Here is a 21,741-nt window from a genome sequence, read left to right as displayed (position 1 = left end):
AACCTTTGATTAATTCGCTATATAGCGAAATATATTGGGAGGGGAATACCATGAAAAAGATACCATCGCTGCTCAGTGCCTGTCTGGCCCTGGTTGTTGCCGTGCCCGCGTTCGCAGAAGACCCTGCCGGCGACTGGGGCGGGCTGCTGATGGGGCAGTTGCACATCATCGTCCATATCAAAATGGACGATCAGAGCCAGTACAGCGCCACGTTGGAGAGTCCGGATCAGGGCACGTTCGTTCTGCCGGCCGATACGGTAACGGCTGCGCCGGATCACCTCGCTTTCGCCATCACCAGGATCAACGGCAGCTATGACGCCCAATGGGACGAGACGAAACAGGCCTGGGTCGGCACCTGGACTCAAGGCCAGGCCATGCCGCTGGTGCTAAAGCGGCTGGTCGACGGCAAGGTGGTCACCGATGCGCCGAAACGTCCGCAGGAAGACGCCATCACGGCCGGGCCGCGCCCCTACACGGTTTCGGAAGTCGCCTTTGACAGCGTAGCCGGTGTCAAACTGGCCGGCACATTCAGCGTGCCTGAGGGCAAAGGCCCCTTCCCCGCCGTCGTACTGATCGCCGGATCCGGGCCGCAGACGCGTGTTGAAAACGTCTTCGGCCACAAGGTGTTTCTGGTGCTGGCCGATGCGCTCAATCGCGCCGGCATCGCCGTGCTGCGCTATGACAAGCGCGGCATTGGCCAATCCACCGGCGACTATGCAACGGCGACAACGACGGATTTCACCACCGACGCCATCGCCGCCGTGAACTGGCTGAAGGCACGCCCAGAAGTCGACAAAGCGCATGTCGGCCTCATTGGCCATTCCGAAGGCGGACTGATCGCGCCCGCCGTGGCTGTGAACGATCCGTCGGTCAGCTTTATCGTACTGATGGCCGGCCCCGGCCTGCCCGGCGATCAGATCCTGTTGTTGCAGCAGGCCGCCATCGCCCGCGCGGCGGGTCAGCCGGAAGCCACCATCGTCGCCGCAGAAAAGATCAACAAGGCGGCGTTTGACATGATCAAATCGGCCGGAAGCCTCGATGACGCGAAGGCAAAAGCCGCCACCATGGCCACCGATCTGGTCGCCACCGGGCAGATGACGCAGGCCGAGGCCGATGCGGCCTTTGCCAGGGGTCACAACACCCTGGTTTTACGAATTCATCCGCTCTGATCCTCGGCCCATGCTCGAAAAGGTCAAGGTGCCGGTACTGGCAATCAATGGCGCGCTCGACACCCAGTGTGTCACCGAAGGAAGATCTGGCAGCGATCCGGGAAGCTTTAAAAAACAATCCGGACGCAACCGTCGCGGAACTGCCCGGCCTCAACCATATCCTCCAGACCGCCACAACCGGGGCGCCTTCGGAATATGAGCATATCGAGGAAACCGTGTCGCCCGTGGCCTTGAAAATCATCACCGACTGGGTAGTGGCACACAGCCGTTAGGCTGTCTTCAGTTCGCCTTCCAGCCATTCCATGTCGTCGTCACTCAGACCAAAATGGTGACCGGTCTCGTGGATCAGAATATGGCTGACAAGGTCTTCCAGTGTGACGCCACCGTCAGCCCATTCATCGATGATCGCCCGCCGGAACAGGTGGATCATCGGCGGCAGATCGCCGGTCATGGCCTCAAGTTCTGCCGGGCGACCGGTATAGAGCCCGGTCAGTTCGTAGGCATTCTCGATTTGCAGTTGATCGAGCAAGTCCTCGGACGGAAAGTCCTCGACGATCAGCACCACACCTTTCAGATAGCCCGCAAACGGTTCGGGCAGCCGTTTCAGTGCTGCCCGGGCGATCGTTTCGATATCGTCAAGTGAAGGCGCGAGACTGAACTGGCTCATAGACTAAATCCCCATACCCAAAATCGTGAGATTTGAGTCCAGTGGCAGGAGGCTAGCGCCGCCCGTATATTGATACGGGCCAGCGACGCCGACGCACCAATGGGCCAAAGACCGCGATTTTATGCCTCGATGTCTTCGGGTAAACCAACCACATGGAAGCCGGCATCGACATGAACCACTTCGCCGGTGGTCGAGAAGCCGAGATCGGAGGCCAGCCACAAGGCCGCGCCGGCCACGCCTTCCATCGAGGTTTCCTGCTTCATCAGCGAGAACTGACCCGACTTGGCATGTAGGCCGCGACCACCGGAGATGCCGGCCAGCGAAAGCGTGCGCATGGCGCCGGCCGAGATGGCATTGACACGGATGCCCTTCGGTCCCAGGTCGCGGGCGATATAGCGTGTCGAGGCTTCCAGCGCCGCCTTGGCCACGCCCATGGTGTTGTAGTTCGGAATGACGCGCTCGGCGCCGAGATAGGTGAGCGTCACTAGTGAGCCGCCATTCGGCATAAGTTCGGCGGCACGGCGCGACACATCGACGAACGAGAAGGCCGAGACGTTCAGCGCCAGCAGGAAGCCTTCGCGCGTGGTGTTCTCGACGAACGAGCCCTGCAGTTCGTTCTTGTTGGCGAAGGCGACCGAGTGGATGACGAAATCGATCTCGCCGTAAACTTCTTTCAGTTTGGCAAAGGCGGCATCCATCGAGTCGTCCGAGGTGACGTCGCATTCGATCAGGTGCTTGACGCCGATAGAGGTCGCCAGCGGTTCGACGCGGCGCAGCAGACTTTCACCGAGATAGGAAAAGGCCATTTCAGCGCCCTGGGCGGCCAGTTGCGAGGCGATGCCCCAGGCGATGGACTTGTCATTGGCCACGCCCATGACGAGGCCCTTCTTGCCCTTCATGAGTTCGCCCTTGGGGAAGTTCCAGTCGTCAGCCATGCGGTCGTCCTTAGAGATCAGTTTGAGATAAGATGATGGAGCCGTTGGTGCCGCCAAAGCCGAACGAGTTCGACATGATCGTGCCGATCGGGCCGTCATGGCGCTTGCGCAGGATGTTCATGCCGTCAAAGGCCGGATCGAGATTGTCGATATGTGCGCTCTCGGCGGCGAAACCGTTCTGCATCATCAGCAGGCAGTAGATGGCTTCCTGCGCACCGGCAGCGCCCAAGCTATGGCCGGTCAGCGACTTGGTGGAGGAAATCATCGGGCTGTTGGCACCGAAGACATCACGCACCGCGCCCATTTCCTTTTCATCGCCCACCGGCGTCGAGGTGCCGTGCGGATTGAGATAGTCAACCTTGCGGCCTTTCGCTTCGGCCAGCGCGATCTTCATGCAGCGGGCAGCACCTTCGCCCGACGGCGCGACCATGTCGTACCCATCCGAGTTAGCGGCGTAACCGACCACTTCGGCGATGATATTGGCGCCACGGGCTTTCGCGCGCTCATATTCTTCCAGAACCACCATGCCGGCGCCGCCGGCGATGACAAAGCCGTCGCGGTCGCGGTCATAGGCACGCGAGGCGATGGCCGGGCGGTCATTAAAGTTGGACGACATGGCCCCCATGGCATCGAACATGTCGCTGAGCGTCCAGTCGAGTTCCTCGGTGCCGCCGGCGAACATCACGTCCTGCTTGCCCATGATGATCTGCTCTGCCGCAGCCCCGATACAGTGGACCGAGGTGGCACAGGCCGAGGAGATCGAATAGTTGATGCCGCGAATCTCGAACCAGGTGGCCAGCACGGCCGACGGACCGGACGACATGGCCTTGGGAACGGCGAATGGCCCGATGCGCTTGGGCGAGGTCTTTTCGCGCGTTACATCCGCCGCCGCCACGATGGCGCTGGTGGAGGGACCACCGGCACCGAAAATGATGCCGGTGCGTTCGTTGGAAATGTCGTTCTTTTCCAGGCCCGACGAGGCAATCGCCTGCTCCATGGCGATATGGCCATAGGCCGGGCCAGGCGACAGGAAGCGCGCGGCGCGGCGGTCGATCAGGGCCTGCCAGTCATCAACCTTCGGCGGCGCATGAACCTGGCACTTGAAGCCCAGGCGCACATAATCTTCAGCGGCAACAATGCCGGAGCGTGCCTCTTTCAGCGACTGCGTGACCTCATCGGCGCCCAGGCCAATGGAAGACACAATCCCCAGCCCTGTAATCACGACTCTACGCATGTAATATCCTACCTGTTAGTCCTGCAGCAATACGTACGGCCTCTTCTGCGCGAGGCTTAACCCAGTTCCTTGGCATCGAACAGGCCAACGCGCAGACCCGATGCCTGATAAATAAGCTTGCCATCGGCTTCGACAACCCCGTCGCCGATACCCATGATCAGTTTGCCCGACATGACGCGCTTCATATCGATCTTGTAGGTCACTTTCTTTACATCCGGGGTCACCTGGCCGGTAAACTTCACTTCGCCGACGCCAAGCGCGCGGCCGCGACCGGGATTGCCCTTCCAGCCGAGGAAGAAGCCGACGAGCTGCCACATGGCGTCCAGACCCAGGCAACCCGGCATGACCGGATCACCAATGAAGTGGCAGGCGAAGAACCACAGGTCCGGATTGATGTCGAGTTCGGCCTCGATATAGCCCTTGCCGAAAGCGCCGCCGGTTTCGCTGATCTGGACAATGCGGTCGAACATCAGCATCGGCGGGGCGGGAAGCTGGGCATTGCCCGGACCGAACATGTCGCCGCGCCCGCAGGACAGCAGGTCTTCATACGAAAAGGAGGAAGGGCGTTCGGTCATCAGTTAAAGGGCTCCGCAGCATCGGCCTGACCAATCCGTCATCGCCAATGCGTGTAACATTAAAAAATGATGCGTTACATGATGCGGCGCGCCGGCTCAACCCTTTTGAGGGAATTACGAACGGTTACCGGGCAATTTAATCAGGTATCTAGCGTGCCGCAAAGGGATCCGGCCGTTTGCAGACAGCGGCGGTCTGCGTGCCCCACAGGGACTGCTCCGGCACCCAGCCCGTCTGGCCGGCGGCAGAAATGCGGCACCAGCCTTTTTTGCACTTGTCGAGAGAGGCCAGCGCCCTCGGCTTCAATATAGCCTTGATGTCGGCCTTTTTCGTCAGGACTTTGCCGCATCTGGAGCTTCTGTCCGGCCGGGCTGAGCACGGTTTTCTGGGCCTGAAGCATGGTGCGGCTGACCCAGGCGACGCCGCCATCCGGATCGCAAACCAGGCGCCAGTCGCGCGTTTCGGAAATGATCTGCACCGGCAATTGCGCCTGACGATAGGTCCAGACGACGCGATTATCCTTGCTGGGGCCATTGCGCGCATAGACCTCGTTACGGCGCAGCATGGCCCAGCGCGGCACCTGCAGGCCGGAGGGCGTATCGAAAGCCTGATCCCCGGCATGAACCGGTCCGCTCACCATGCCCGCGCCCAAAGCCGCGAGCGTCGCCAACATAAGCACGCGCTGCCGCCAAAACGCTTGAAAAGGCCGGGAGAAAACGTTTATGTCGGGAAAAGCTGTGAACACGGTCGGACGCATATCTGGCTGATGTTTATGGGGATGGGATGGTTCCACGGCCTGGCCGGAGATATCAGACCCGCATGATTGCCACTAAGGGTTCAGATTTGGTTAACCGAATATGAATTCGCCGGGGTAAGCGCAATCCGATAAAGTGGAAACCACTTTTCGGATAAATTGCGCGACAAAGCAAAAACCCAGCGCGGGAGTTTTGATTCCATCAAAACAGATCCCGCTCTGGCACATAACATACGCGGGCATCCAAGCCCGGCGGCGGCTCAGGGTTTCGGGAAAGAATTCTGCGGCGCCGACGATAACCTAAAACGAATAAAGGCATTTATGAGCGCTGCAAAACTCAAGGTCGTCCTTACCATCAAGCTGCCTGACGCGGTCGAAACGCGGATGCGCGAGCTGTTCAATACCACATTGTGGCTGCACATGACCCCCATGCCGCCGGAACAGATTCTGGAGGCCGCCAAAGATACCGACGTGCTGGTCACCTCAATCAATGACCGGATCGATGCCGACTTCTTCGCCCATTGCGGCGATCGCCTCAAGATGATCGCCAATTTCGGCGTCGGCCACGAACATATCGACATCCATGCCGCCACCGAACGCGGCATCATGGTCACCAACACGCCGGGCGTGCTGACCGAGGATACGGCCGAAATGACCATGGGCCTGATCATGGCCGTGTCGCGCCGCTTCGTTGAAGGCGCCGAACTGGTGCAGAAGGGCGAGTTCTCGGCCTGGTCGCCCACCTTCATGCTCGGCCGCCGCATCTTCGGCAAGCGCCTCGGCATTGTCGGCATGGGCCGCATCGGCCAGGCCCTGGCTCGCCGCGCGCGCGCCTTCGGCATGAGCGTGCATTATCATAACCGCAAGCCGGTCTCGACGCGCATCTCTGATGAACTGGGCGCCACCTACTGGGACGATCTCGACCAGATGCTGGCGCGCATGGACGTTATCTCCATCAATGCGCCCGGCGGCGAAGGCACCAAGCACCTGCTCAGCGCCGAACGTCTGGCGAAGCTCCAGCCGCACGCTATCCTGGTCAATACGGCGCGCGGCCAGATTGTCGATGAACAGGCTCTGGCCGCCATGCTGCGCGCCAAGCTGATCGCCGGCGTGGGGCTCGATGTCTATGAACGCGAACCGGCGATCAATCCGGAACTGATCGGTCTGCCCAATGCGGTCCTGCTGCCGCATATGGCGTCTTCCACCATCGAGGCGCGTCAGGACATGGGCGACCGGGTGATCCTCAACATCAAGACTCATCAGGACGGCCACCGCCCGCCCGACCGCGTCATTCCCGCCATGCTGTAGGTTTGGCCGGCGACGCTGTAAACTTTGCGAAAGTTTTTCACAGGATTCCGAAAAAAGGCGCTTGCAATGAAAACGGCCTTCCGTCTATAAGGCCGCTCTCGCGGCGAGACACGGTCTTCGGACACGGACTTGCCAACGGATAAGCGGGCGTAGCTCAGCGGTAGAGCGCGACCTTGCCAAGGTCGATGTCGAGAGTTCGATCCTCTTCGCCCGCTCCAATCCTTCTTCGGATTGGCATCAAGAAGCAGCCTTCGGGCTGCTTTTTTGCTCTTGGATCACAGCGCCTGCAAACGGACCGAACCACCGGCACGGCATCGAACACCCCACAAGATACGTAGCGTAGGGTTGTTTCAAGAGACTGGTTGCATCCTCGGTCTCTGGTGCAGGACAGATCCGCATGTCAGGCGACTACGCTGCCCCACAGCAAAGGCAAGTACCAGCCAACCTTTCGGCGTAATGCAGGTGCAATTCTTTGCCCCACTTAGCGGTCAAACTTCGCTCGCTTCTTCCCAAAATAGCGAATGCAAGACGGCCAATCGATCATGCGATAAGTAAGGTAGGGCATCATCAGCCCCTCCAGCTTCTTCAATTTATCTTCAAGAATTATAGGGCTACCCAGAGCAGCATCCACTTTCTGAGGGCTACGCCGACCTATGGGTTTTGCCGCCTCGTCTCTTGAAATCTTCAGCTTGTTATACTCAGTGCGAAATTGCTCCAAAGTTTCGTAAATACCACTTCGATCGTCAAAGAGATATTGAGACTCCCGACAAGCCTTAATGAACGGCTTTGCCTTGTCACCCAAATCGGCTTTGGCATCTGAGGTAATAGCAAAATACAAATCAAGTGTGGCTGTATAAATGGAAAAACGCCGATCATACATGTCCATGCGATACTTATTAAAGGTCACCCAAAGTGCACCCGATGCGATCAGAGCCGATATCCCCGATACAGCTACAGGCCAGTAGTTAGCTTGATCCGTCATATCTACCCTCACAATTCAGGGTAGGTATGGCGCGAAACAGCAATCAGGGCAAGCTAACCAACAATTCCCGGTATTTCATGATATGTGGCTTGGCCAGCATCAGACGGATGAACCGGCAGCGCCTATCCAAAACAAAGGGGTATAGGCTATACTACCGTGTGGAGATGGACCAACTTACCTGCACAGCCTTGCGGCGGCACAGCATCGGGCGACCGGCACACTATCCGGCCATTGCGCGCCAGCAGAGTGCCCAGCTCCGCCACCGCCTCGCACAAGGGCTCAGGCCGGCTTTTGCCCATCAGCCAGCGCGCGTGCGCCAGGCAGCGCGGCTCGTCTCCGATCTGGCCCGCCGCGAACAGCGCCAGCAGGCCCAACTCGTCGTTCGTCATATGGACATGCCCCGGCCGCGCCAGGCTAATCGACCGCGTTCCTCTGGCCAGGGCCAGCAAGACCCGCTCGAATGCCTTGGCCCCCGCCTCGACATGCGGTCCGAAAGCGTGACTAAACTCCCTGTGGATCATACGGCATTCCGGCGCACAGGCGACCGCCGTCCGCATTATCCAGACGATGAAGTGCCCGGTATAGCTGAGGCTGCGAATATCGTTTGGCAAGGTTTCTGGCGATGGGGCTTCCGCTTCAGACATGGCTGGCTCGACTCAAGAATTATATTGCGAATAATTCTCATTAGCATTATGTTGAGTATGCAACAAGCCTTAAACGGAGGTCAGCATGACCCGCACATTTACCGAACCGACCCTCGATGACCTTCTGACCGATCCGCTGGTTCACCTGGTCATGAAAGCAGACGGCCTGAGCCGCGCGCTTGTCAGGGAATGGATGGAGACGATCCGGCAGGCGCGGGCAAAAGGGCCTAGACCCAGTGAACGTCGCGCTTAGCCGCCTGCAGATAGGATACGGCATTGAGCGCGGCAATGCGCTTCTTGATGTCATTGGTCAACACGGCCAGACCGGGGCCAGAAAGCCGGCGCTGCAACGACATATCCATGAAGTGATTGAAGGCGCCCAGCTCCGCCGGCAGGCTTGAGGCATAGTGCGATCCGACAAGCTGCTTGATGGCCGCGAAAATGACTTCCGGCTCGGCCACCCTCTGCTCGATACGCTTCATCAGCCTGTCGATTTCCCGGTCAAGATCCATAGCGCGCTCCAGGGTCACAGGTTTGAAACGCATATGCGTCTTCAAACCGGGCGACCGGTTAAAATGTCAACAGTGAGATGCAAAAACACAGGAGCGAAACCACTGGTCCCGGGCCGCTCGTTACTATGGAGACGAAGCTATCAGCCGGACGCGAAATGTAAACCCCGGAAGAGGGTAAACAATGAGTTTACCTATTTTATTCGCTCAAAAAGCCTATTTTTTTAAAGCATATTTTTATTATAAATACTTAGTAAGTCTCAGTATATCCAATATGCGAAATATAAACTAATTTCGTAATTTGTATATTTAATGCGCTTTTTGCCTTAAGCACATCAATTATATATAATTTATATATTTACTATTACATGCCAATTTCCTAAATACTTAAGGAGATGGCATGAAGCCGGAAATTACAAAACAATGGCTTGCCGATTGCCGTGGCAATGTCGCCATTATTGCCACCCTGACGGCCATTCCGCTGATGTTCGCCGCCTTCGGCATTATCGAACTGAGCAGCGTTTCCACGGAACGGGCCAGTCTTCAGGAGGCCGTCGATGCCGGTGCACTGGCCGGCGCCGGGCGCCTCTCCATGGCAAATACCGCCACGCAAACGCCGATCGACAACGCCGTCACTGTGGCGCAGCAAAGCGCCGCCAGATCACGCCTACGGTCGAAGGCCACGTTCAGCGCCGCCATTGACGGAAAGGCCAGCACCATAACCGTGACGGCGGCGGCCGACCATAAGGCCCTTATCGGCTTTCTTGGCTTCGGCGACACCACACTCACCGCCAGGGCCACCGCCGAAAATCTGGGCTCTGTTCCCCTGTGCGTCCTCCAGACGGGCGCGGGCGGCATCAAGCTGGAAAATAATGCCCGCATTCGCGCCACCGGCTGCACGATCCATGCCAACCAGAATATCAGGGTCAAGAGCTCGGCCATGATCCAGGCGGAACGGACACAGGCCGTGGGGACGGTCGAGGGCCCGGTCTCGCCGGCGGGCAATGGCGGCGCCCTGCCCATTTCCGATCCGTTCGCCTCCCTCTCCCTCACCCCGCCGCTTGACTGCGTCGGCAAGCCGGAACGGATCACCCAGAAAAAGGGCGAAGCCCTCATCCTGCCGCCCGGCGTCCATTGCGAGCACTACATGATCGACAAGGACGCGACCCTGATCCTGCAGCCCGGCGATCATTACTTCATGGACGACCTCGAAGCGCACGAAAACGCCGTCATCAAGGGCGACGATGTGGTGCTGATCTTCGGCTCGACCAAGAAGATCAACTTCGCCGACAGGGCCACGGTCCAGTTGAGCGCCCGCAAAAGCGGACCCTTTGCCGGTTTCCTGATCATCACCACCCGCGACAACCATCAGGTCTTCAGCATCGCATCGGACAATGTCAGCAAGCTGCTCGGCACGATCTATATTCCCGACGCCGAACTGAATATTGCCACAACCGGCAATGTGGCCCAGGATTCCGCCTGGAGCATCATCGTGGCCGATACCCTGACCCTGACAAAAAACCCGGTCCTGGTCATCAATAACGGCTATGCCGGCTCCTCGGTGCCCGTACCGCAGGGCGTGGGGCCGGGCTACAGCGCGCCGGTGCTGAGCCATTAGAGCGTCTTCCGATCTGATTGGTTCAGATCGGCGCTCTAATTTTATGTTTTAACGCACTTTTTAGCCCGAAAAGTGCGTCACACTTTTCGGAAAGTGCTCCAGGCCTTCCATCCACGTTGCATCTTGACTTTCAACCGCGCGCTGTAGTCTACGCATGATCATGTCCGCCATTCTGAAATCCGAAAAATTCCTCATCATTGGGGCGCTTATCGCCGGCGCCGCCTTTTTCAGCGAACACCTGATCCTCGAAAGCGGCCAGGCAGTATCGCTCATTGCCGGGCTCTGCCTGATCGCCGTCATCATCATGGTGTCGCTGCGCGTGGCGCACCATGCCGAGGTGCTGGCCGAAAAGGTGGGAGAGCCTTACGGCACCATGATCCTGACGCTTTCGGCCGTGCTGGTCGAGGTCATCATCCTGATCATGATGCTGAGCCACACCTCATCGCCGACGCTTGCGCGCGACACCATCTATTCCGCCGTTATGATCGACATGAACGGCATACTGGGCCTGGCAGCGATCCTCGGCGGCCTGCGTCATGGCGAACAGCCCTATAATGTCGATTCCGGCAATACCTATATCGTCATGATCCTGACCGGCATGGGCATTTCCATGGTGGTGCCAGAGTTCATTCCGTCGCACCACTGGCAGGTGTTTTCGGTCTTCACCATCTGCAGCATGTTGCTGCTCTACGGCATCTTTCTGCGCCTCCAGACCACGCGCCACAGCTATTTCTTCAGCTATACCTATGCCGAAACCGGCGACAGCGAGCATAAGCACCACGGCAGCACGGCCGGCTCGGTCACCGCCCTCGTCATCGGCGTCGTGCTGATCGGCATACTGGCCGAGGTCATGGCCAAAACCATGGACCGCGGCCTGACCGGCACCGGCGTGCCGCCGATCGTCGCCGCCATCCTGGTGGCGGCCATCTCCGCCAGCCCGGAAATCCTCACCGCCCTGCGCGCCGCGCTCGCCAACCGGATGCAGCCCGTGGTCAATATCGCGCTCGGCGCCTCGCTTTCCACCGTTATCCTGACCGTGCCGGTGATCGAGATCATGGCGCTGGTCACCGGCCATCCGGTGCAGATGGCGCTCAGTGCGCCACAGACCGTCATGACCGTGCTTACCCTGATCGTGGCCGCCATCAATCTGCATGACGGCGAAACCAACGCCATAGAAGGCGCCACGCACTTCGTCCTGTTCGCCACTTTCGTGATGCTGGCGGTAATGGGTTTGTAGCCAAAAAACTGGGCCGTTCGCCCATACGGCTTAGCCGCCGCCTGGCATTCTCCCGCCAGGGGCACGGCGGGTTAAATCCCTGCAATTCAAGATGATTTCACTTGCATCCGGATCAGGTACGGTTTTTGCTGGCTCTGGGGCAACCGTGCGGACTCTGTCACAAAATGACGCAGCCGGCGGTCTGGGTTTGAATAGGGTTCGGGTATGTTGTTGCAAAGTGAGCATGATCTGATTGCGCTGCTCGGCGTAGCCGCCTTCATCCTGCTTGCCCTGGCCATTGTTGGCGGCGTCATCGCCTCGCTGAAATCCTTCCAGGTCCGCCAGTTCCAGGATCTTTTGTTCAAGGCCGAACGCAAGATCGATAACCTGGAACGCCGCATGTTCAATGTGCTGAACGCCGTGCCCGTGGCCCTGGTCGAAACAGACAACACCGGCAAGTTCACCTTCGCCAACCGGGCGGCGCACCAGCTTCTCGGGCGCAAGGATTCCGAACTGCTGGGCCTGCGCTTCCATTCCGCCACCTGGGGCATCACCTACCCGGACGGCCGCATGATCCCGGCCGATCTGCTGCCGATCGCCCGCACCCTGCGCGGCCAGACGGTCAAGGGTTTCCAGCACCTGCTGGTCAATCACGGCAGCCGCGAAAAGGTGCTGGTCAGCGTCACCTCCATGCCGATCATGAACGGCGCCGGCGAGGTCATCGGCTCCACGGCCGCCATGGTCGAACTGGAAACCTCGTCCGGCGAAGGCATCGACGACCTGAACGGCCTGTGGCGCGGCCACTGGTTTGCCTCGGCCACCGTGCCCTTCTGGGGCCTCGATTCCAAGGGCCAGGTGATCGACATCAACAATGCCGCGCTTGATGCGTTCGAGATGACGCGCGAACAGGCGCTCGGCCAGAACTGGACGCAGTTCTTCGTGGCGGACGGCGATTTCCAGAAGGCGATCGACTATCTCGGCGACCGTCTGGACGAAACCTCGCCCCACAGCCAGACATCGATGCAACTGACGCTCAAGGCGCCGAACGGCGACAGCCAGCCCTGCGTCGTCACGGCCTGGGTGGTGCGTACCCACGAAGGCGGCGAAAGCGGTCTGACCGTTACCGCCCTGCCCTCCGGTATCCTGCCTGCCGCGGCGCCCTCTGCCGCTCCCGCCAATGAGGCGCAGGAATTCGCAACTCAGGAACTGGCTGATCATCGCCTGGCCGAACAGGCGCGCGCCGCGCTTGGCGTCGGCACCTGGCAGTATGATGCGGACGCCGATACCATTGTCGAAGACGCCGGCATGATGGCGCTGATCGGCCGCGACTATCCCGGCGGCCCGACCCTGATTTCCGATGCCGACCAGGCCGTGGCCGATACCGCCTTCGGGCAACTGATGAGCGGCGAAAGCGACCATCTGGCGCTCGATATCAAGGTCACCCGCCCGGATGGCAGCGAGCGCTGGATCGCGCTTGAAGGCCAGGCGAAGGCCATTGACGGCCAGCGACACATCCATGGCGTTGCCTTCGACTGCACGGCCTGGAAAGGCCCGCAGCCCGCGCCGGAGCCGGTCATTCAGTCGACCGGAATCAGCGAAGCCGAGTTGGAAGACGCCGTATCCAAGGCCCGCGAAACGGCGCGTGAGCAGGCCCTCGCCGAGGCCCGCACCACTCATGAAGCCGAACTGGAAGCCGTCCGCATCGAGGCAGCGCTGGAACGCGAGAGCGCTATTACCGAAGCCGCCGCCGTGGCCCGCGAAGAGGCATTATCGGAAATGCAGTCGCCCTATGACTGGCATACCCCCACCGTCGCGCCCCTTCCCGATCCGGTTATTGTCCACGAACCTGATCCGCTGGTCGTGGCCGAAAATGAGAGCCTGAAGGCGCAGGTGGCGGAGGCTGAACAGCGCCAGAATGCCCTTCAGGCACAAATCGATGCGCTCCTGGCCGCCAGGCCGGCCGAAGAAGGTCGCATCGCCGAAATGAGCGCTGAACTTTCCATGGCCCGCGCCGTTCAGGCCGCGCTCGAAACCGAACTGGACGCCCTGCGCAATGCACCTGTCATCGAGCCCGATTACAGCGCCCATGATGCGCGCATCCGGAGCTTGCAGGCGGAACTGGAAACCGCCGAAGCAGATAAGGCCGATCTGGACCGGCGCTTGCGCGAACTGGCCGAAAACCCCGCGCCGGAACCTGATTACAGCGAGTTCGAAGCACGCATAGCCGCGCTGGAAGACCGCCTGAAAACGGCCCAACATCGCCATGATGACCTGGCCCAGCGCTATCATGTCCTTTCCAATGCGCCCGCGCCGGAACCGGATTACCGGATGCACGAAGCGCGCATCACCGGCCTGAAAAACGCGCTCGATCAGGCCGCCGCCCGTCATGCTGAGCTTCAGGCAGCCCATAAGGCGCTGCTCGATAAACCGGCGCCGGAACCGGACACCTCCGAATGGGAAGCCAAGGTAAAGGCCGCGCAGTTCGAGGCCACCAAGTGGCAGGCCGCCTATCATGACGCCCAGGCCCGTCTGGAGCAGGCGAATACGGCAAAGGCGTCCGCCACCGATCAGGGCGCGCTGGAAAAGGCGCAGGCGCAACTGTCCGACATGCAGGCCCAGCTCGACAAGCTGCATGAGGCCCTCGGTCATGCCCAGCGCTACGAGACGGTCGGCCGCCTGACCAGCGACGTGGCGCAGGATTTCGCCCAGATGCTGGGCGTCATCAATGGCGCATTGGAAGTCATGGCCCGCCAGCCGGAAAGCCCGGAAAATATCCGCCGCCTGTCGGAAGCGGCCCTGACCGCCGGCAAGCGCGGCGAACGCCTGACCCGCCAGTTGCAGGCTTTTCAGTCGGAAGAGTTCTGATAAATCGGTAGCCTCTGGCCGCTTTTCTCAATAAGATACCCTCACCTTCTTGTACCTCCCCGCTTGTCGGGGAGGGGGACCGCACGAGCGAGCGCAGCGAGTGAGATGTGGTGGTGGGGTTTCTGACTTTTTTACGCACAGGCAGATGGCACGGTTCGGTTTCAAGGCGGAGGATTTGCGGCTGTGGGCGCTGGTGACGGCGACCGTTCGCCCGCACAAGCCTGTGAAAAAGCCCGAACCCGAATCGCAGACCGAGACCGTAAAAATCGCCGATATGCCGGGTGAAATGACCGCCGCCAAGCCTGCGCCGGCGCCTCTGACACCCTTCAAGATCGGTCAGTCGCTGAAACCCGTCAGCGGTTTCAAGATCACCCGCGCCGCCAATCACGCGCCCGATCCGATCGAGCCGAAACGCAAGCGCCGCATCACCCGCGAACGCGATCCGATCGAGGCACGGCTCGACCTGCACGGCATGACCGCCTTTGCCGCCGAGGCCCGTCTGAAAGCTTTCGTGCAGCAGGCCTATGCCAATGATTATCGCGCCGTTCTGGTCATTACCGGCAAGGGCATGGCGGAAAACGGCATATTGAAGCGTCATGCGCCGGAATGGCTGGCCGATCCGGCGCTCGGCCATATCGTCGCCGGCATTTCACAGGCCCACGCCCGCCACGGCGGCACCGGCGCGCTCTATGTGGCGTTGAAACGCAGAAGCTAAATCAGCCCCGCGTCCGTCGCCAACGCCTTGAGCGAAACCTGTGCGCGCGGGCCATAATGGCCGATCACCTCCGATGCCGCCAGCGAGCCCAGTTCGGCGCAGGTGGTGACATGCAGTCCCTGCGTCAGGCCGAACAGCACGCCCGCTGCGTAACTGTCGCCCGCGCCAGTGGTATCGACCACCTTGGCGCACGGGGCAGCCTTGATGATATGGGTGTCATCCAGCTTGGCCACCACAGAGCCTTCTTCCGAGCGGGTAACAAAGGCCAGGTCGGTTTTGCTGCGCAGGTAACGCAGGGCCTTGAAGAAATCATCGGTCTGGAACAGGGCCAGCAGTTCGTTTTCATTGGCGAAGACGATATCAATATGGCGGTCGATAAAGGCCAGCAGGTCTTCACGCCAGCGATTGACCACGAAGCCGTCCGAAAGCGTGATGGCCGTCTTGCGGCCGGCAGCGCGCGCCACCTGGACGCCTTGGCGAAGGTTTCGCGGCCGGATGGCGTATCGAAGAGATAGCCTTCGAGATAGGTGATCTGAGAGGCGCGGATAATGTCCTCATCGAGATCCTGCGGGCTGACCAGAGCGGCGGCGCCCAGGAAGGTGGCCATGGTGCGCTGGCCGTCGGGCGTGACATTGATCAGGCAGCGACCGGTCGGGGTGGGGTCATCGTGCAGCACCGGCGTACGGAATTCGACGCCCATCTTGCGCAGGTCGTGAGCGAAGAACTCACCCATGGCATCATGCGCCACCTTGCCGACATAGGCGCATTTGGCGCCGAAAGACGCCGCGCCGGAAATGGTATTGCCGGCAGACCCGCCCGACGCCATTTCGCTGTCATTCATCACTTCGGAGAGGCTGAGCGCGCGATGCGTATCGATCAGGGTCATCGAGCCCTTGTGCAGGTCATGCCTGGCCAGAAAGGCATCATCGGAGGGGGCGAGCACATCGACAATGGCATGTCCAACGGCGGTGATGTCATATTCGACGGTCATGGGCAGGGCCTCAGAAATCAGTTGATATGGCGTAACCTAATGATCAATAAAGAGTCCATGAGCAAGCGTATTTTGATCCTGACCCCCAATCCAGACCATCCGTCGCAGCATGGCCGCTGGCCCTATGTGCTGGACGCCTACCGCGAGGCCCTCAGCGGTATCGACGCCGAAATCTTCGATCAGCCGTGGTCCGAGCCGATTGCGGAGGATTACGATCTGATCCTGCCTTTGGTCGCCTGGGGTTACCACAATGCGCCCAACAGCTTTATCGGCGCCATGACGGCCATGCTGGCGGCCGAGCGCCGCGTCTTCAATCCGCCGGAAATCGTCAGTTGGAATGTCGATAAGCGCTATCTGCGCGATCTCGCTGAGGCCGGGGTGCGCATTATCCCGACCCTCTTCACAGAAGGCGTGACGGACGATGACGTGGCGCGCGCCCGTGCCGATTTCGGCCAGAGGGCGCTGGTGCTTAAACCAGCCATTTCCGCCGGCGCCAAGAATACCCTGATCTGGGAAGGCGACATCCTCCCCTGCGCAGCGGGGGAGGGGGACCACAAAGTGGTGGAGGGGGCTATCACCACAGCCACGCCGCCGGTCGGCCCGGCGATGATCCAGCCCTTCATGCCGGCCATCCAGTCGGAAGGCGAATGGTCCCTGCTCTATTTCGTCGGCCAGTTTTCCCATGCTGTGCTGAAGACGCCGAAATCCGGCGACTTCCGTTCGCAGCCCGATTATGATGCTCACCTGCGCGTATTGACGCCGCCACCGGAAGCCCTGGCCTTGGCGCAATCGGCCATCGATTTCATCGGCCGCGACCGCCTGCTCTATGCCCGCGTCGATATGGTGCGCGCGCCTGATGGCGGCTTCTGCCTGATGGAACTGGAGCTGATCGAGCCCGACCTGTACCTGGCCTACGATCCGGAAGCCGCCATGCGCTTCAAGGATGCCGTCGAGGCGGCGATGATGGTCTGCGGCTGCGGCAGTTCCGACCATGTTCATTGAAACCGAACGCCTGATCCTCAAGCCGCTGGCCGCCAGCGATCTCGACGCCCAGCACGCCCTGTGGTCGCAGGAACCGGTCTACCGCCATATTACCGGCCAGCCGATGGACCGCGAGACCGTCTGGCTGCGGCTGCTGCGCGATATCGGCCATTGGCAGGTTTTCGGCTTTGGCACCTGGTCGGTGCGGCTAAAGGAAACAGACCAGCATATCGGCGTCATGGGTATTTTCGACTATAAGCGCGCCATCGATCCGCCGCTCGATGCCTATGAGACCGGCTGGGTGTTTGATAGTGCCTTTCATGGCCAGGGCTATGCGTCGGAAGCACTCAAGGCGGCGCTGACCTATGCCGACCACACCCTGAACCTGCCCAAAACCCAGTGCGCCATCGCCCCGGAAAATGAGGCCTCGTTGAAACTGGCCCTGCGTCACGGCTATAAGCCCTTGCGCGAATGCCTGTTCCATGGCCAGCCGACCTTTATTCTGGAACGCGTTAAGCCGGATTAAGTAAGAAGCCCCACCACCATTCGCTTCGCTCATGGTTCCCCTCCCCGACAAGCGGGGAGAATCAAGGAAAGTCGTACCTCCCCGCTTGTCGGGGAGGGGGACCGCGCCTCTCTTGAGGCGTGGTGGTGGGGTTTCTTTCTTAAACCAGCGGTGTGAAATCGACGCCGATCTTGGGGCATAGATCCCGCACGATGCAGATGTCGCACTTCGGCTTGCGTGCCACACAAACATAGCGACCATGCAGGATGAGCCAATGATGCGCCCGCGTCAGCCAGTGTTTCGGGATGACCTGCGTCAACTGTTTTTCAACCTTATCCGGCGTGTTGGCGCTAGCATCGACCAGGCCGAGCCGGTGCGACACGCGATAGACATGGGTATCGACCGCGATGGCCGGCTCAATATCCATTTCATTGAGCACGACACTGGCCGTTTTATTCCCCACCCCCGGCAGGCTGATCAGGGCCTCGCGGTTCATCGGCACCTGCCCGCCATACTGGTCTATCAGGATGCGGCACATGGCCATGACGTTCTTCGCCTTGTTGCGGTAGAGCCCGATCGAGCTGATCATCCGCATCAGCCTGTCTTCGCCGAGCGCCAGCATGTCGGCGGGATTGTCGGCGATAGCGAACAAAGGGCCAGTCGCCTTGTTGACCGACACATCGGTCGCCTGCGCCGACAGCGCCACCGCCGTCACCAGGGTAAAGGCATTTGAATAGTTCAGTTCGGTCTTCGGCTCCGGCTTGTCCTGCTCGAAACGCTCGAACAGTTGCCGGATCAGTTCCGGATCGACCTTACGACTTTTGGCGGTTTTAGGCTTGGTGGTTTTCATCGGCGCGCTTCAACAGTAGATGTGAGCCTCTTATGCCCGATTCTCCGGAAAGCCCGAAATGACCGCCATTCTGTTCGTCTGCCTTGGCAATATCTGTCGCTCGCCCCTGGCCGAAGGTATCTTCCGCCATCAGGTCGAGGCGGCAAGACTGGCCAATCGCTTCACCATCGATTCCGCCGGCTGCGGCGGCTGGCACAGCGGCGAATTGCCTGACAGACGCTCGATCGCTGTAGCGCAGGCGCATGGCATCGATATTTCCGACCAGCGGGCGCGGCAGATCCATCTCGATGATTTCGACCGCTTCGACCTGATTCTGGGCCTCGACCGCGATAATGTCCGCCACCTCACCGCCATGCAACCGCAAGGCTCGCCGGCGAAAGTGGCGCTTTACCTTGAAGAAGCCCTGGGCCTGACAAAGAATGTGCCCGATCCCTATTATGGCGGCACGGCAGATTTCGAAGCGGTTTACCGGCTGTGCGAAAAGGCCAGTGCGGCCTTGCTGGAAACCTACAGAATATAGCGGCTCAGATCAGCGTCTGTGGCGATATCGCCCAAGCGCTTCCTGACGTAGTCGGCATCGATCGTCACCGTCTGGCCGGACATATCGGACGCGGTGAAGGAAATATCCTCCATCACCTTCTCGATCACGGTCTGCAAACGCCGCGCGCCGATATTCTCCACCTTGGCGTTCACCGTCGCGGCCGCCTCGGCCATGACCGCGATGGCGCTGTCATCGAACACCAGAGTGACGCCCTCCGTCGCCATCAGGGCCTGGTTCTGCTTGATCAGATTGGCTTCAGGCTCGCTCAGGATGCGGCGGAAATCCTCCTGGGTCAGGGCCTTCAACTCGACGCGGATCGGCAGGCGGCCCTGCAATTCCGGCAGCAGGTCCGACGGCTTCGAGACGTGGAAAGCACCCGACGCGATAAAGAGGATATGGTCGGTCTTGACCGGACCATACTTGGTCGAGACCGTCGTGCCCTCGATCAGCGGCAGCAGGTCGCGCTGCACGCCCTCGCGTGACACATCCGCCCCGCCACGATCCGAGCGAGAGGCCACCTTATCGATTTCATCGAGGAAGACGATACCCTCGTTCTCGGCCAGTTTCAGCGCCTCATTGGCGACCGATTCCTGATCGAGCAGCTTGTCGGATTCCTCGGCGATCAGCGGCGCCATGGCGGCCTTCACCGTCGTCTTGACCGTCTTCTTGCGGCCGCCCATAGCCTTCGACAGCATGTCGCTTAGATTGAAGGCGCCCGCCTGCTGGCCGGGGATTTCCATGATCCCGACCGGCGCGCTGTCGGCCAAAGAAATCTCGATCTCCTTGTCATCTAGTTCGTTATTGCGCAGCTTTTTGCGGAACGAGTCGCGCGTGGCTGCGGCAGCGCTTTCGCCAACCAAAGCGTCGATCAGACGCTCTTCAGCGTTGTGCTCAGCCCTGGCGCGCACGCCAGCGCGGTTCTTGTCCTTGACCATGATCATAGCGGCCTCCACCAAATCGCGCACGATCTGGTCAACATCGCGGCCGACATAACCGACCTCGGTGAACTTGGTCGCCTCGACCTTGATGAAAGGCGCCTGGGCCAGCTTCGCCAGGGCGGCGGGCGATCTCGGTCTTACCGACACCCGTTGGCCCGATCATCAGGATGTTCTTCGGTGTGATCTCGTCACGGATGCTCTCATCGGTCGCCTTGCGGCGCCAGCGGTTGCGCAGGGCGACGGCCACGGCCTTCTTGGCATCGTGATGGCCGATGATGTGGCGGTCAAGTTCGGAAACGATTTCGCGGGGGGAGAAGGTTGTCATTTTCAGGCACTCAGTTTCGGGTTCCGGGACATCAGCGTGACGCCGTCCCGTGTTTCATAAATTTCAAAGCCGGCCTTGCGGAAAGCCGATATGGCGCGATCATTCGAACTGGCCGGATCGATCACCAGCCGGGTTGCGCCCTTTGCCAGCAGGTCATCGCCGAATTGGCACAGGATTTGCGGACCCAGACCTTCGCCGGTCAGCGACACATCGCCGATCAGCAGGTCAATGCCCAAGGCGCCTTCCGGTTGATCCGGGCCGCAAGCGTAATGCTGAATATAGCCGATCGGACGCCTGTTTAGTTCGATGATAAAGGCTGCACCCTCATCCGAGCCGATCAGGTCCAGCGCGGTCTCGACCTCATCCTCCGGCGTCGAGCCTTCCGTCGACCAGAACGGCTGAACATGCGGCGACGACATCCAGATCAGCAGCAGACCGGCGTCACTGTCTTTGAGGGGCCGGAAGGTGATCATCCCACACGCCCTTCAAGTTGATGAATTTGCTCTCGAATATCTTTGGAACAGATTTCAGTCTTTTCAAAGATATGATTATCCGGCCAAATAATCCCAGCTTTGATCGCTGCAATTTTCAATGCAACAACGTCATTGACGCTGACATATGCCCAAAGCTTCCACTTCGGCACCTGCACCGACCACCACAACCACATGAAAATCCAGGCCGGTATCAGGGTCACCAAAGAAATGTTAAGAGCCACATTTACGATCTGGCTATTCAAACTACCCTGGAGGCAGTAAAATAGAAAAGCCAAGGCCGCGTTTAAAATCAGCGGCATTCGCCCAAAGCCATATACTGACTTTTTACCTTGGCGAATGGCCTCTTCTATGGTGACCGTGCCACTCATTATAGAATTTCGATGGTCAGATGATCATTCGTGTATACACATATCGACGACGCAATTTTCATGGCCTTGCGGGCGATGACCTCGGCATCGGGCTCGTAATCCAGCAAGGCCCGCGCGGCGGAAAGCGCATAAACGCCGCCCGAACCGATGGCGGCCACGCCATCTTCTGGTTCCAGCACATCGCCGACGCCGGTGATGGTCAGGACCGTATGCTTGTCGGCCACCAGCAGCATGGCTTCCAGCCGACGCAGATAGCGGTCGGTCCGCCAGTCCTTGGCGAGATCGACACAGGCGCGCGCCAGTTGGTCGGGATACATTTCCAGCTTCGCTTCCAGCCGTTCCAGCAGGGTAAAGGCGTCGGCCGTGGCGCCGGCGAACCCGGCAATGACCTTGCCGCCCTGAAGCGTGCGCACCTTGCGTGCCCCACCCTTGACGATGGTCGGCCCCATCGAGACCTGGCCGTCGCCGGCGATGACCGTCTTGTTGTTCTTGCGCACGGCCACGATGGTGGTGCCATGCCAGTTCGGGAAGTTTGAGTCTGTCATGCCGCGTTACTTGG

23 protein-coding genes, 1 tRNA gene and 3 pseudogenes are annotated in these 21,741 nt (G+C 60.0%); 12 read left to right on the top strand and 15 right to left on the bottom strand.

Annotation, left to right across the window (positions count from 1 at the left end):
- Positions 1–50: 50 nt before the first annotated feature.
- Positions 51–1,169: an alpha/beta fold hydrolase gene (locus tag NVV72_09590; GenBank protein ID MCR6659574.1), complete on the top strand. Its 1,119-nt coding sequence runs from the start codon at positions 51–53 to the stop codon at positions 1,167–1,169.
- 68 nt (positions 1,170–1,237) lie between these two features.
- A complete protein-coding gene (locus tag NVV72_09585) occupies positions 1,238–1,441 on the top strand; it encodes a hypothetical protein (protein MCR6659573.1) in 204 nt (67 codons plus the stop codon).
- Here the strand turns inward: NVV72_09585 and NVV72_09580 are convergent.
- The 6 genes and pseudogenes from NVV72_09580 to NVV72_09555 form a co-directional block, all read right to left on the bottom strand.
- Positions 1,438–1,836: a metallopeptidase family protein gene (locus NVV72_09580; protein MCR6659572.1), complete on the bottom strand. Its 399-nt coding sequence runs from the start codon at positions 1,834–1,836 to the stop codon at positions 1,438–1,440. The two genes, NVV72_09585 and NVV72_09580, sit on opposite strands and share 4 nt — an antisense overlap.
- A gap of 119 nt (positions 1,837–1,955) precedes the next feature.
- Entirely contained in the window at positions 1,956–2,771 is an 816-nt protein-coding gene (locus NVV72_09575) for an enoyl-ACP reductase (GenBank protein ID MCR6659571.1), read from the bottom strand.
- 10 nt (positions 2,772–2,781) lie between these two features.
- Positions 2,782–4,005: a beta-ketoacyl-ACP synthase I gene (fabB, locus tag NVV72_09570; protein MCR6659570.1), complete on the bottom strand. Its 1,224-nt coding sequence runs from the start codon at positions 4,003–4,005 to the stop codon at positions 2,782–2,784.
- A gap of 56 nt (positions 4,006–4,061) precedes the next feature.
- Entirely contained in the window at positions 4,062–4,580 is a 519-nt protein-coding gene (gene fabA / locus NVV72_09565; GenBank protein MCR6659569.1) for a 3-hydroxyacyl-[acyl-carrier-protein] dehydratase FabA, read from the bottom strand.
- A 148-nt stretch (positions 4,581–4,728) separates the two neighbouring features.
- Positions 4,729–5,007 carry an SH3 domain-containing protein gene (locus NVV72_09560; protein MCR6659568.1) on the bottom strand — a complete coding sequence of 93 codons (279 nt, stop codon included), beginning with the start codon at positions 5,005–5,007 and terminating at the stop codon, positions 4,729–4,731.
- A 28-nt stretch (positions 5,008–5,035) separates the two neighbouring features.
- Positions 5,036–5,143: pseudogene (locus NVV72_09555) on the bottom strand (hypothetical protein).
- Positions 5,144–5,653: 510 nt separating this feature from the next.
- Between NVV72_09555 and NVV72_09550 the strand changes: the two are divergent.
- Both NVV72_09550 and NVV72_09545 read left to right on the top strand, forming a co-directional pair.
- Positions 5,654–6,640: a D-glycerate dehydrogenase gene (locus tag NVV72_09550; GenBank protein MCR6659567.1), complete on the top strand. Its 987-nt coding sequence runs from the start codon at positions 5,654–5,656 to the stop codon at positions 6,638–6,640.
- Positions 6,641–6,783: 143 nt separating this feature from the next.
- A tRNA-Gly gene (locus tag NVV72_09545) sits at positions 6,784–6,858 on the top strand.
- Between the two features lie 263 nt (positions 6,859–7,121).
- Here the strand turns inward: NVV72_09545 and NVV72_09540 are convergent.
- Both NVV72_09540 and NVV72_09535 read right to left on the bottom strand, forming a co-directional pair.
- Positions 7,122–7,622: a hypothetical protein gene (locus tag NVV72_09540; protein MCR6659566.1), complete on the bottom strand. Its 501-nt coding sequence runs from the start codon at positions 7,620–7,622 to the stop codon at positions 7,122–7,124.
- Between the two features lie 146 nt (positions 7,623–7,768).
- Positions 7,769–8,266, bottom strand: coding sequence for a hypothetical protein (locus NVV72_09535; protein ID MCR6659565.1), 498 nt, complete (start codon positions 8,264–8,266; stop codon positions 7,769–7,771).
- An 85-nt stretch (positions 8,267–8,351) separates the two neighbouring features.
- Between NVV72_09535 and NVV72_09530 the strand changes: the two genes are divergently transcribed.
- On the top strand, positions 8,352–8,519 hold the full coding sequence (locus NVV72_09530) for a hypothetical protein (GenBank protein MCR6659564.1): 168 nt from the start codon (positions 8,352–8,354) through the stop codon (positions 8,517–8,519).
- Here the strand turns inward: NVV72_09530 and NVV72_09525 are convergent.
- Positions 8,494–8,811 carry a hypothetical protein gene (locus NVV72_09525; GenBank protein ID MCR6659563.1) on the bottom strand — a complete coding sequence of 106 codons (318 nt, stop codon included), beginning with the start codon at positions 8,809–8,811 and terminating at the stop codon, positions 8,494–8,496. The genes NVV72_09530 and NVV72_09525 overlap by 26 nt on opposite strands.
- Positions 8,812–9,175: 364 nt before the next feature.
- Between NVV72_09525 and NVV72_09520 the strand changes: the two genes are divergently transcribed.
- The 4 genes from NVV72_09520 (at position 9,176) to NVV72_09505 (ending at position 15,189) form a co-directional block, all read left to right on the top strand.
- On the top strand, positions 9,176–10,393 hold the full coding sequence (locus tag NVV72_09520; protein ID MCR6659562.1) for a pilus assembly protein: 1,218 nt from the start codon (positions 9,176–9,178) through the stop codon (positions 10,391–10,393).
- Positions 10,394–10,553: 160 nt separating this feature from the next.
- The gene (locus tag NVV72_09515; GenBank protein ID MCR6659561.1) at positions 10,554–11,630 is read left to right on the top strand and encodes a calcium:proton antiporter; all 1,077 of its coding nucleotides are present in this window, start codon (positions 10,554–10,556) and stop codon (positions 11,628–11,630) included.
- Between the two features lie 204 nt (positions 11,631–11,834).
- Entirely contained in the window at positions 11,835–14,474 is a 2,640-nt protein-coding gene (locus NVV72_09510; GenBank protein MCR6659560.1) for a PAS domain S-box protein, read from the top strand.
- A 145-nt stretch (positions 14,475–14,619) separates the two neighbouring features.
- Positions 14,620–15,189: a Smr/MutS family protein gene (locus NVV72_09505; protein MCR6659559.1), complete on the top strand. Its 570-nt coding sequence runs from the start codon at positions 14,620–14,622 to the stop codon at positions 15,187–15,189.
- Here the strand turns inward: NVV72_09505 and NVV72_09500 are convergent.
- Positions 15,186–16,180, bottom strand: a pseudogene (locus tag NVV72_09500) (adenosine kinase). The gene NVV72_09505 and the pseudogene NVV72_09500 sit on opposite strands and share 4 nt — an antisense overlap.
- 57 nt (positions 16,181–16,237) lie before the next feature.
- Between NVV72_09500 and NVV72_09495 the strand changes: the two are divergent.
- The gene (locus NVV72_09495) at positions 16,238–17,182 is read left to right on the top strand and encodes a hypothetical protein (protein ID MCR6659558.1); all 945 of its coding nucleotides are present in this window, start codon (positions 16,238–16,240) and stop codon (positions 17,180–17,182) included.
- On the top strand, positions 17,172–17,687 hold the full coding sequence (locus NVV72_09490) for a GNAT family N-acetyltransferase (GenBank protein ID MCR6659557.1): 516 nt from the start codon (positions 17,172–17,174) through the stop codon (positions 17,685–17,687). The genes NVV72_09495 and NVV72_09490 overlap by 11 nt, the downstream gene beginning before the upstream one ends.
- Positions 17,688–17,826: 139 nt before the next feature.
- Here the strand turns inward: NVV72_09490 and nth are convergent, their stop codons facing one another.
- The gene (gene nth, locus NVV72_09485) at positions 17,827–18,516 is read right to left on the bottom strand and encodes an endonuclease III (GenBank protein MCR6659556.1); all 690 of its coding nucleotides are present in this window, start codon (positions 18,514–18,516) and stop codon (positions 17,827–17,829) included.
- 58 nt (positions 18,517–18,574) lie between these two features.
- Here nth and NVV72_09480 point away from each other — a divergent pair, with 58 nt between their 5' ends.
- A complete protein-coding gene (locus NVV72_09480; GenBank protein ID MCR6659555.1) occupies positions 18,575–19,036 on the top strand; it encodes a low molecular weight phosphotyrosine protein phosphatase in 462 nt (153 codons plus the stop codon).
- On the opposite strand, the pseudogene hslU reads toward NVV72_09480, so the two are convergent.
- From hslU to hslV, 4 genes and pseudogenes are all read right to left on the bottom strand, one after another.
- Positions 19,024–20,320, bottom strand: a pseudogene (hslU, locus tag NVV72_09475) (ATP-dependent protease ATPase subunit HslU). The gene NVV72_09480 and the pseudogene hslU sit on opposite strands and share 13 nt — an antisense overlap.
- A 2-nt stretch (positions 20,321–20,322) precedes the next feature.
- Positions 20,323–20,793, bottom strand: a complete 471-nt coding sequence (locus NVV72_09470; protein MCR6659554.1) for an acetyltransferase — start codon at positions 20,791–20,793, stop codon at positions 20,323–20,325.
- Positions 20,790–21,182 carry a hypothetical protein gene (locus NVV72_09465; GenBank protein MCR6659553.1) on the bottom strand — a complete coding sequence of 131 codons (393 nt, stop codon included), beginning with the start codon at positions 21,180–21,182 and terminating at the stop codon, positions 20,790–20,792. The genes NVV72_09470 and NVV72_09465 overlap by 4 nt, the downstream gene beginning before the upstream one ends.
- Entirely contained in the window at positions 21,182–21,727 is a 546-nt protein-coding gene (gene hslV / locus NVV72_09460) for an ATP-dependent protease subunit HslV (protein MCR6659552.1), read from the bottom strand. The genes NVV72_09465 and hslV overlap by 1 nt, the downstream gene beginning before the upstream one ends.
- Between the last annotated feature and the right edge of the window lie 14 nt (positions 21,728–21,741).

The organism is Asticcacaulis sp., assembly GCA_024707255.1.
Classification (GTDB): Bacteria; Pseudomonadota; Alphaproteobacteria; order Caulobacterales; family Caulobacteraceae; genus Asticcacaulis.
This window is presented reverse-complemented; position numbering and strand designations above follow the sequence as displayed.

Coding starts and splice junctions, on each gene's coding strand:
- NVV72_09590 (MCR6659574.1), top strand. CDS start 51: ATGAAAAAGATACCATCGCTGCTCAGTGCCTGTCTGGCCCTGGTTGTT.
- NVV72_09580 (MCR6659572.1), bottom strand. CDS start 1,836: ATGAGCCAGTTCAGTCTCGCGCCTTCACTTGACGATATCGAAACGATC.
- NVV72_09575 (MCR6659571.1), bottom strand. CDS start 2,771: ATGGCTGACGACTGGAACTTCCCCAAGGGCGAACTCATGAAGGGCAAG.
- fabB (MCR6659570.1), bottom strand. CDS start 4,005: ATGCGTAGAGTCGTGATTACAGGGCTGGGGATTGTGTCTTCCATTGGC.
- fabA (MCR6659569.1), bottom strand. CDS start 4,580: ATGACCGAACGCCCTTCCTCCTTTTCGTATGAAGACCTGCTGTCCTGC.
- NVV72_09560 (MCR6659568.1), bottom strand. CDS start 5,007: ATGGCGGCGTCGCCTGGGTCAGCCGCACCATGCTTCAGGCCCAGAAAA.
- NVV72_09550 (MCR6659567.1), top strand. CDS start 5,654: ATGAGCGCTGCAAAACTCAAGGTCGTCCTTACCATCAAGCTGCCTGAC.
- NVV72_09540 (MCR6659566.1), bottom strand. CDS start 7,622: ATGACGGATCAAGCTAACTACTGGCCTGTAGCTGTATCGGGGATATCG.
- NVV72_09535 (MCR6659565.1), bottom strand. CDS start 8,266: ATGTCTGAAGCGGAAGCCCCATCGCCAGAAACCTTGCCAAACGATATT.
- NVV72_09530 (MCR6659564.1), top strand. CDS start 8,352: ATGACCCGCACATTTACCGAACCGACCCTCGATGACCTTCTGACCGAT.
- NVV72_09525 (MCR6659563.1), bottom strand. CDS start 8,811: ATGCGTTTCAAACCTGTGACCCTGGAGCGCGCTATGGATCTTGACCGG.
- NVV72_09520 (MCR6659562.1), top strand. CDS start 9,176: ATGAAGCCGGAAATTACAAAACAATGGCTTGCCGATTGCCGTGGCAAT.
- NVV72_09515 (MCR6659561.1), top strand. CDS start 10,554: ATGTCCGCCATTCTGAAATCCGAAAAATTCCTCATCATTGGGGCGCTT.
- NVV72_09510 (MCR6659560.1), top strand. CDS start 11,835: ATGTTGTTGCAAAGTGAGCATGATCTGATTGCGCTGCTCGGCGTAGCC.
- NVV72_09505 (MCR6659559.1), top strand. CDS start 14,620: ATGGCACGGTTCGGTTTCAAGGCGGAGGATTTGCGGCTGTGGGCGCTG.
- NVV72_09495 (MCR6659558.1), top strand. CDS start 16,238: ATGAGCAAGCGTATTTTGATCCTGACCCCCAATCCAGACCATCCGTCG.
- NVV72_09490 (MCR6659557.1), top strand. CDS start 17,172: ATGTTCATTGAAACCGAACGCCTGATCCTCAAGCCGCTGGCCGCCAGC.
- nth (MCR6659556.1), bottom strand. CDS start 18,516: ATGAAAACCACCAAGCCTAAAACCGCCAAAAGTCGTAAGGTCGATCCG.
- NVV72_09480 (MCR6659555.1), top strand. CDS start 18,575: ATGACCGCCATTCTGTTCGTCTGCCTTGGCAATATCTGTCGCTCGCCC.
- NVV72_09470 (MCR6659554.1), bottom strand. CDS start 20,793: ATGATCACCTTCCGGCCCCTCAAAGACAGTGACGCCGGTCTGCTGCTG.
- NVV72_09465 (MCR6659553.1), bottom strand. CDS start 21,182: ATGAGTGGCACGGTCACCATAGAAGAGGCCATTCGCCAAGGTAAAAAG.
- hslV (MCR6659552.1), bottom strand. CDS start 21,727: ATGACAGACTCAAACTTCCCGAACTGGCATGGCACCACCATCGTGGCC.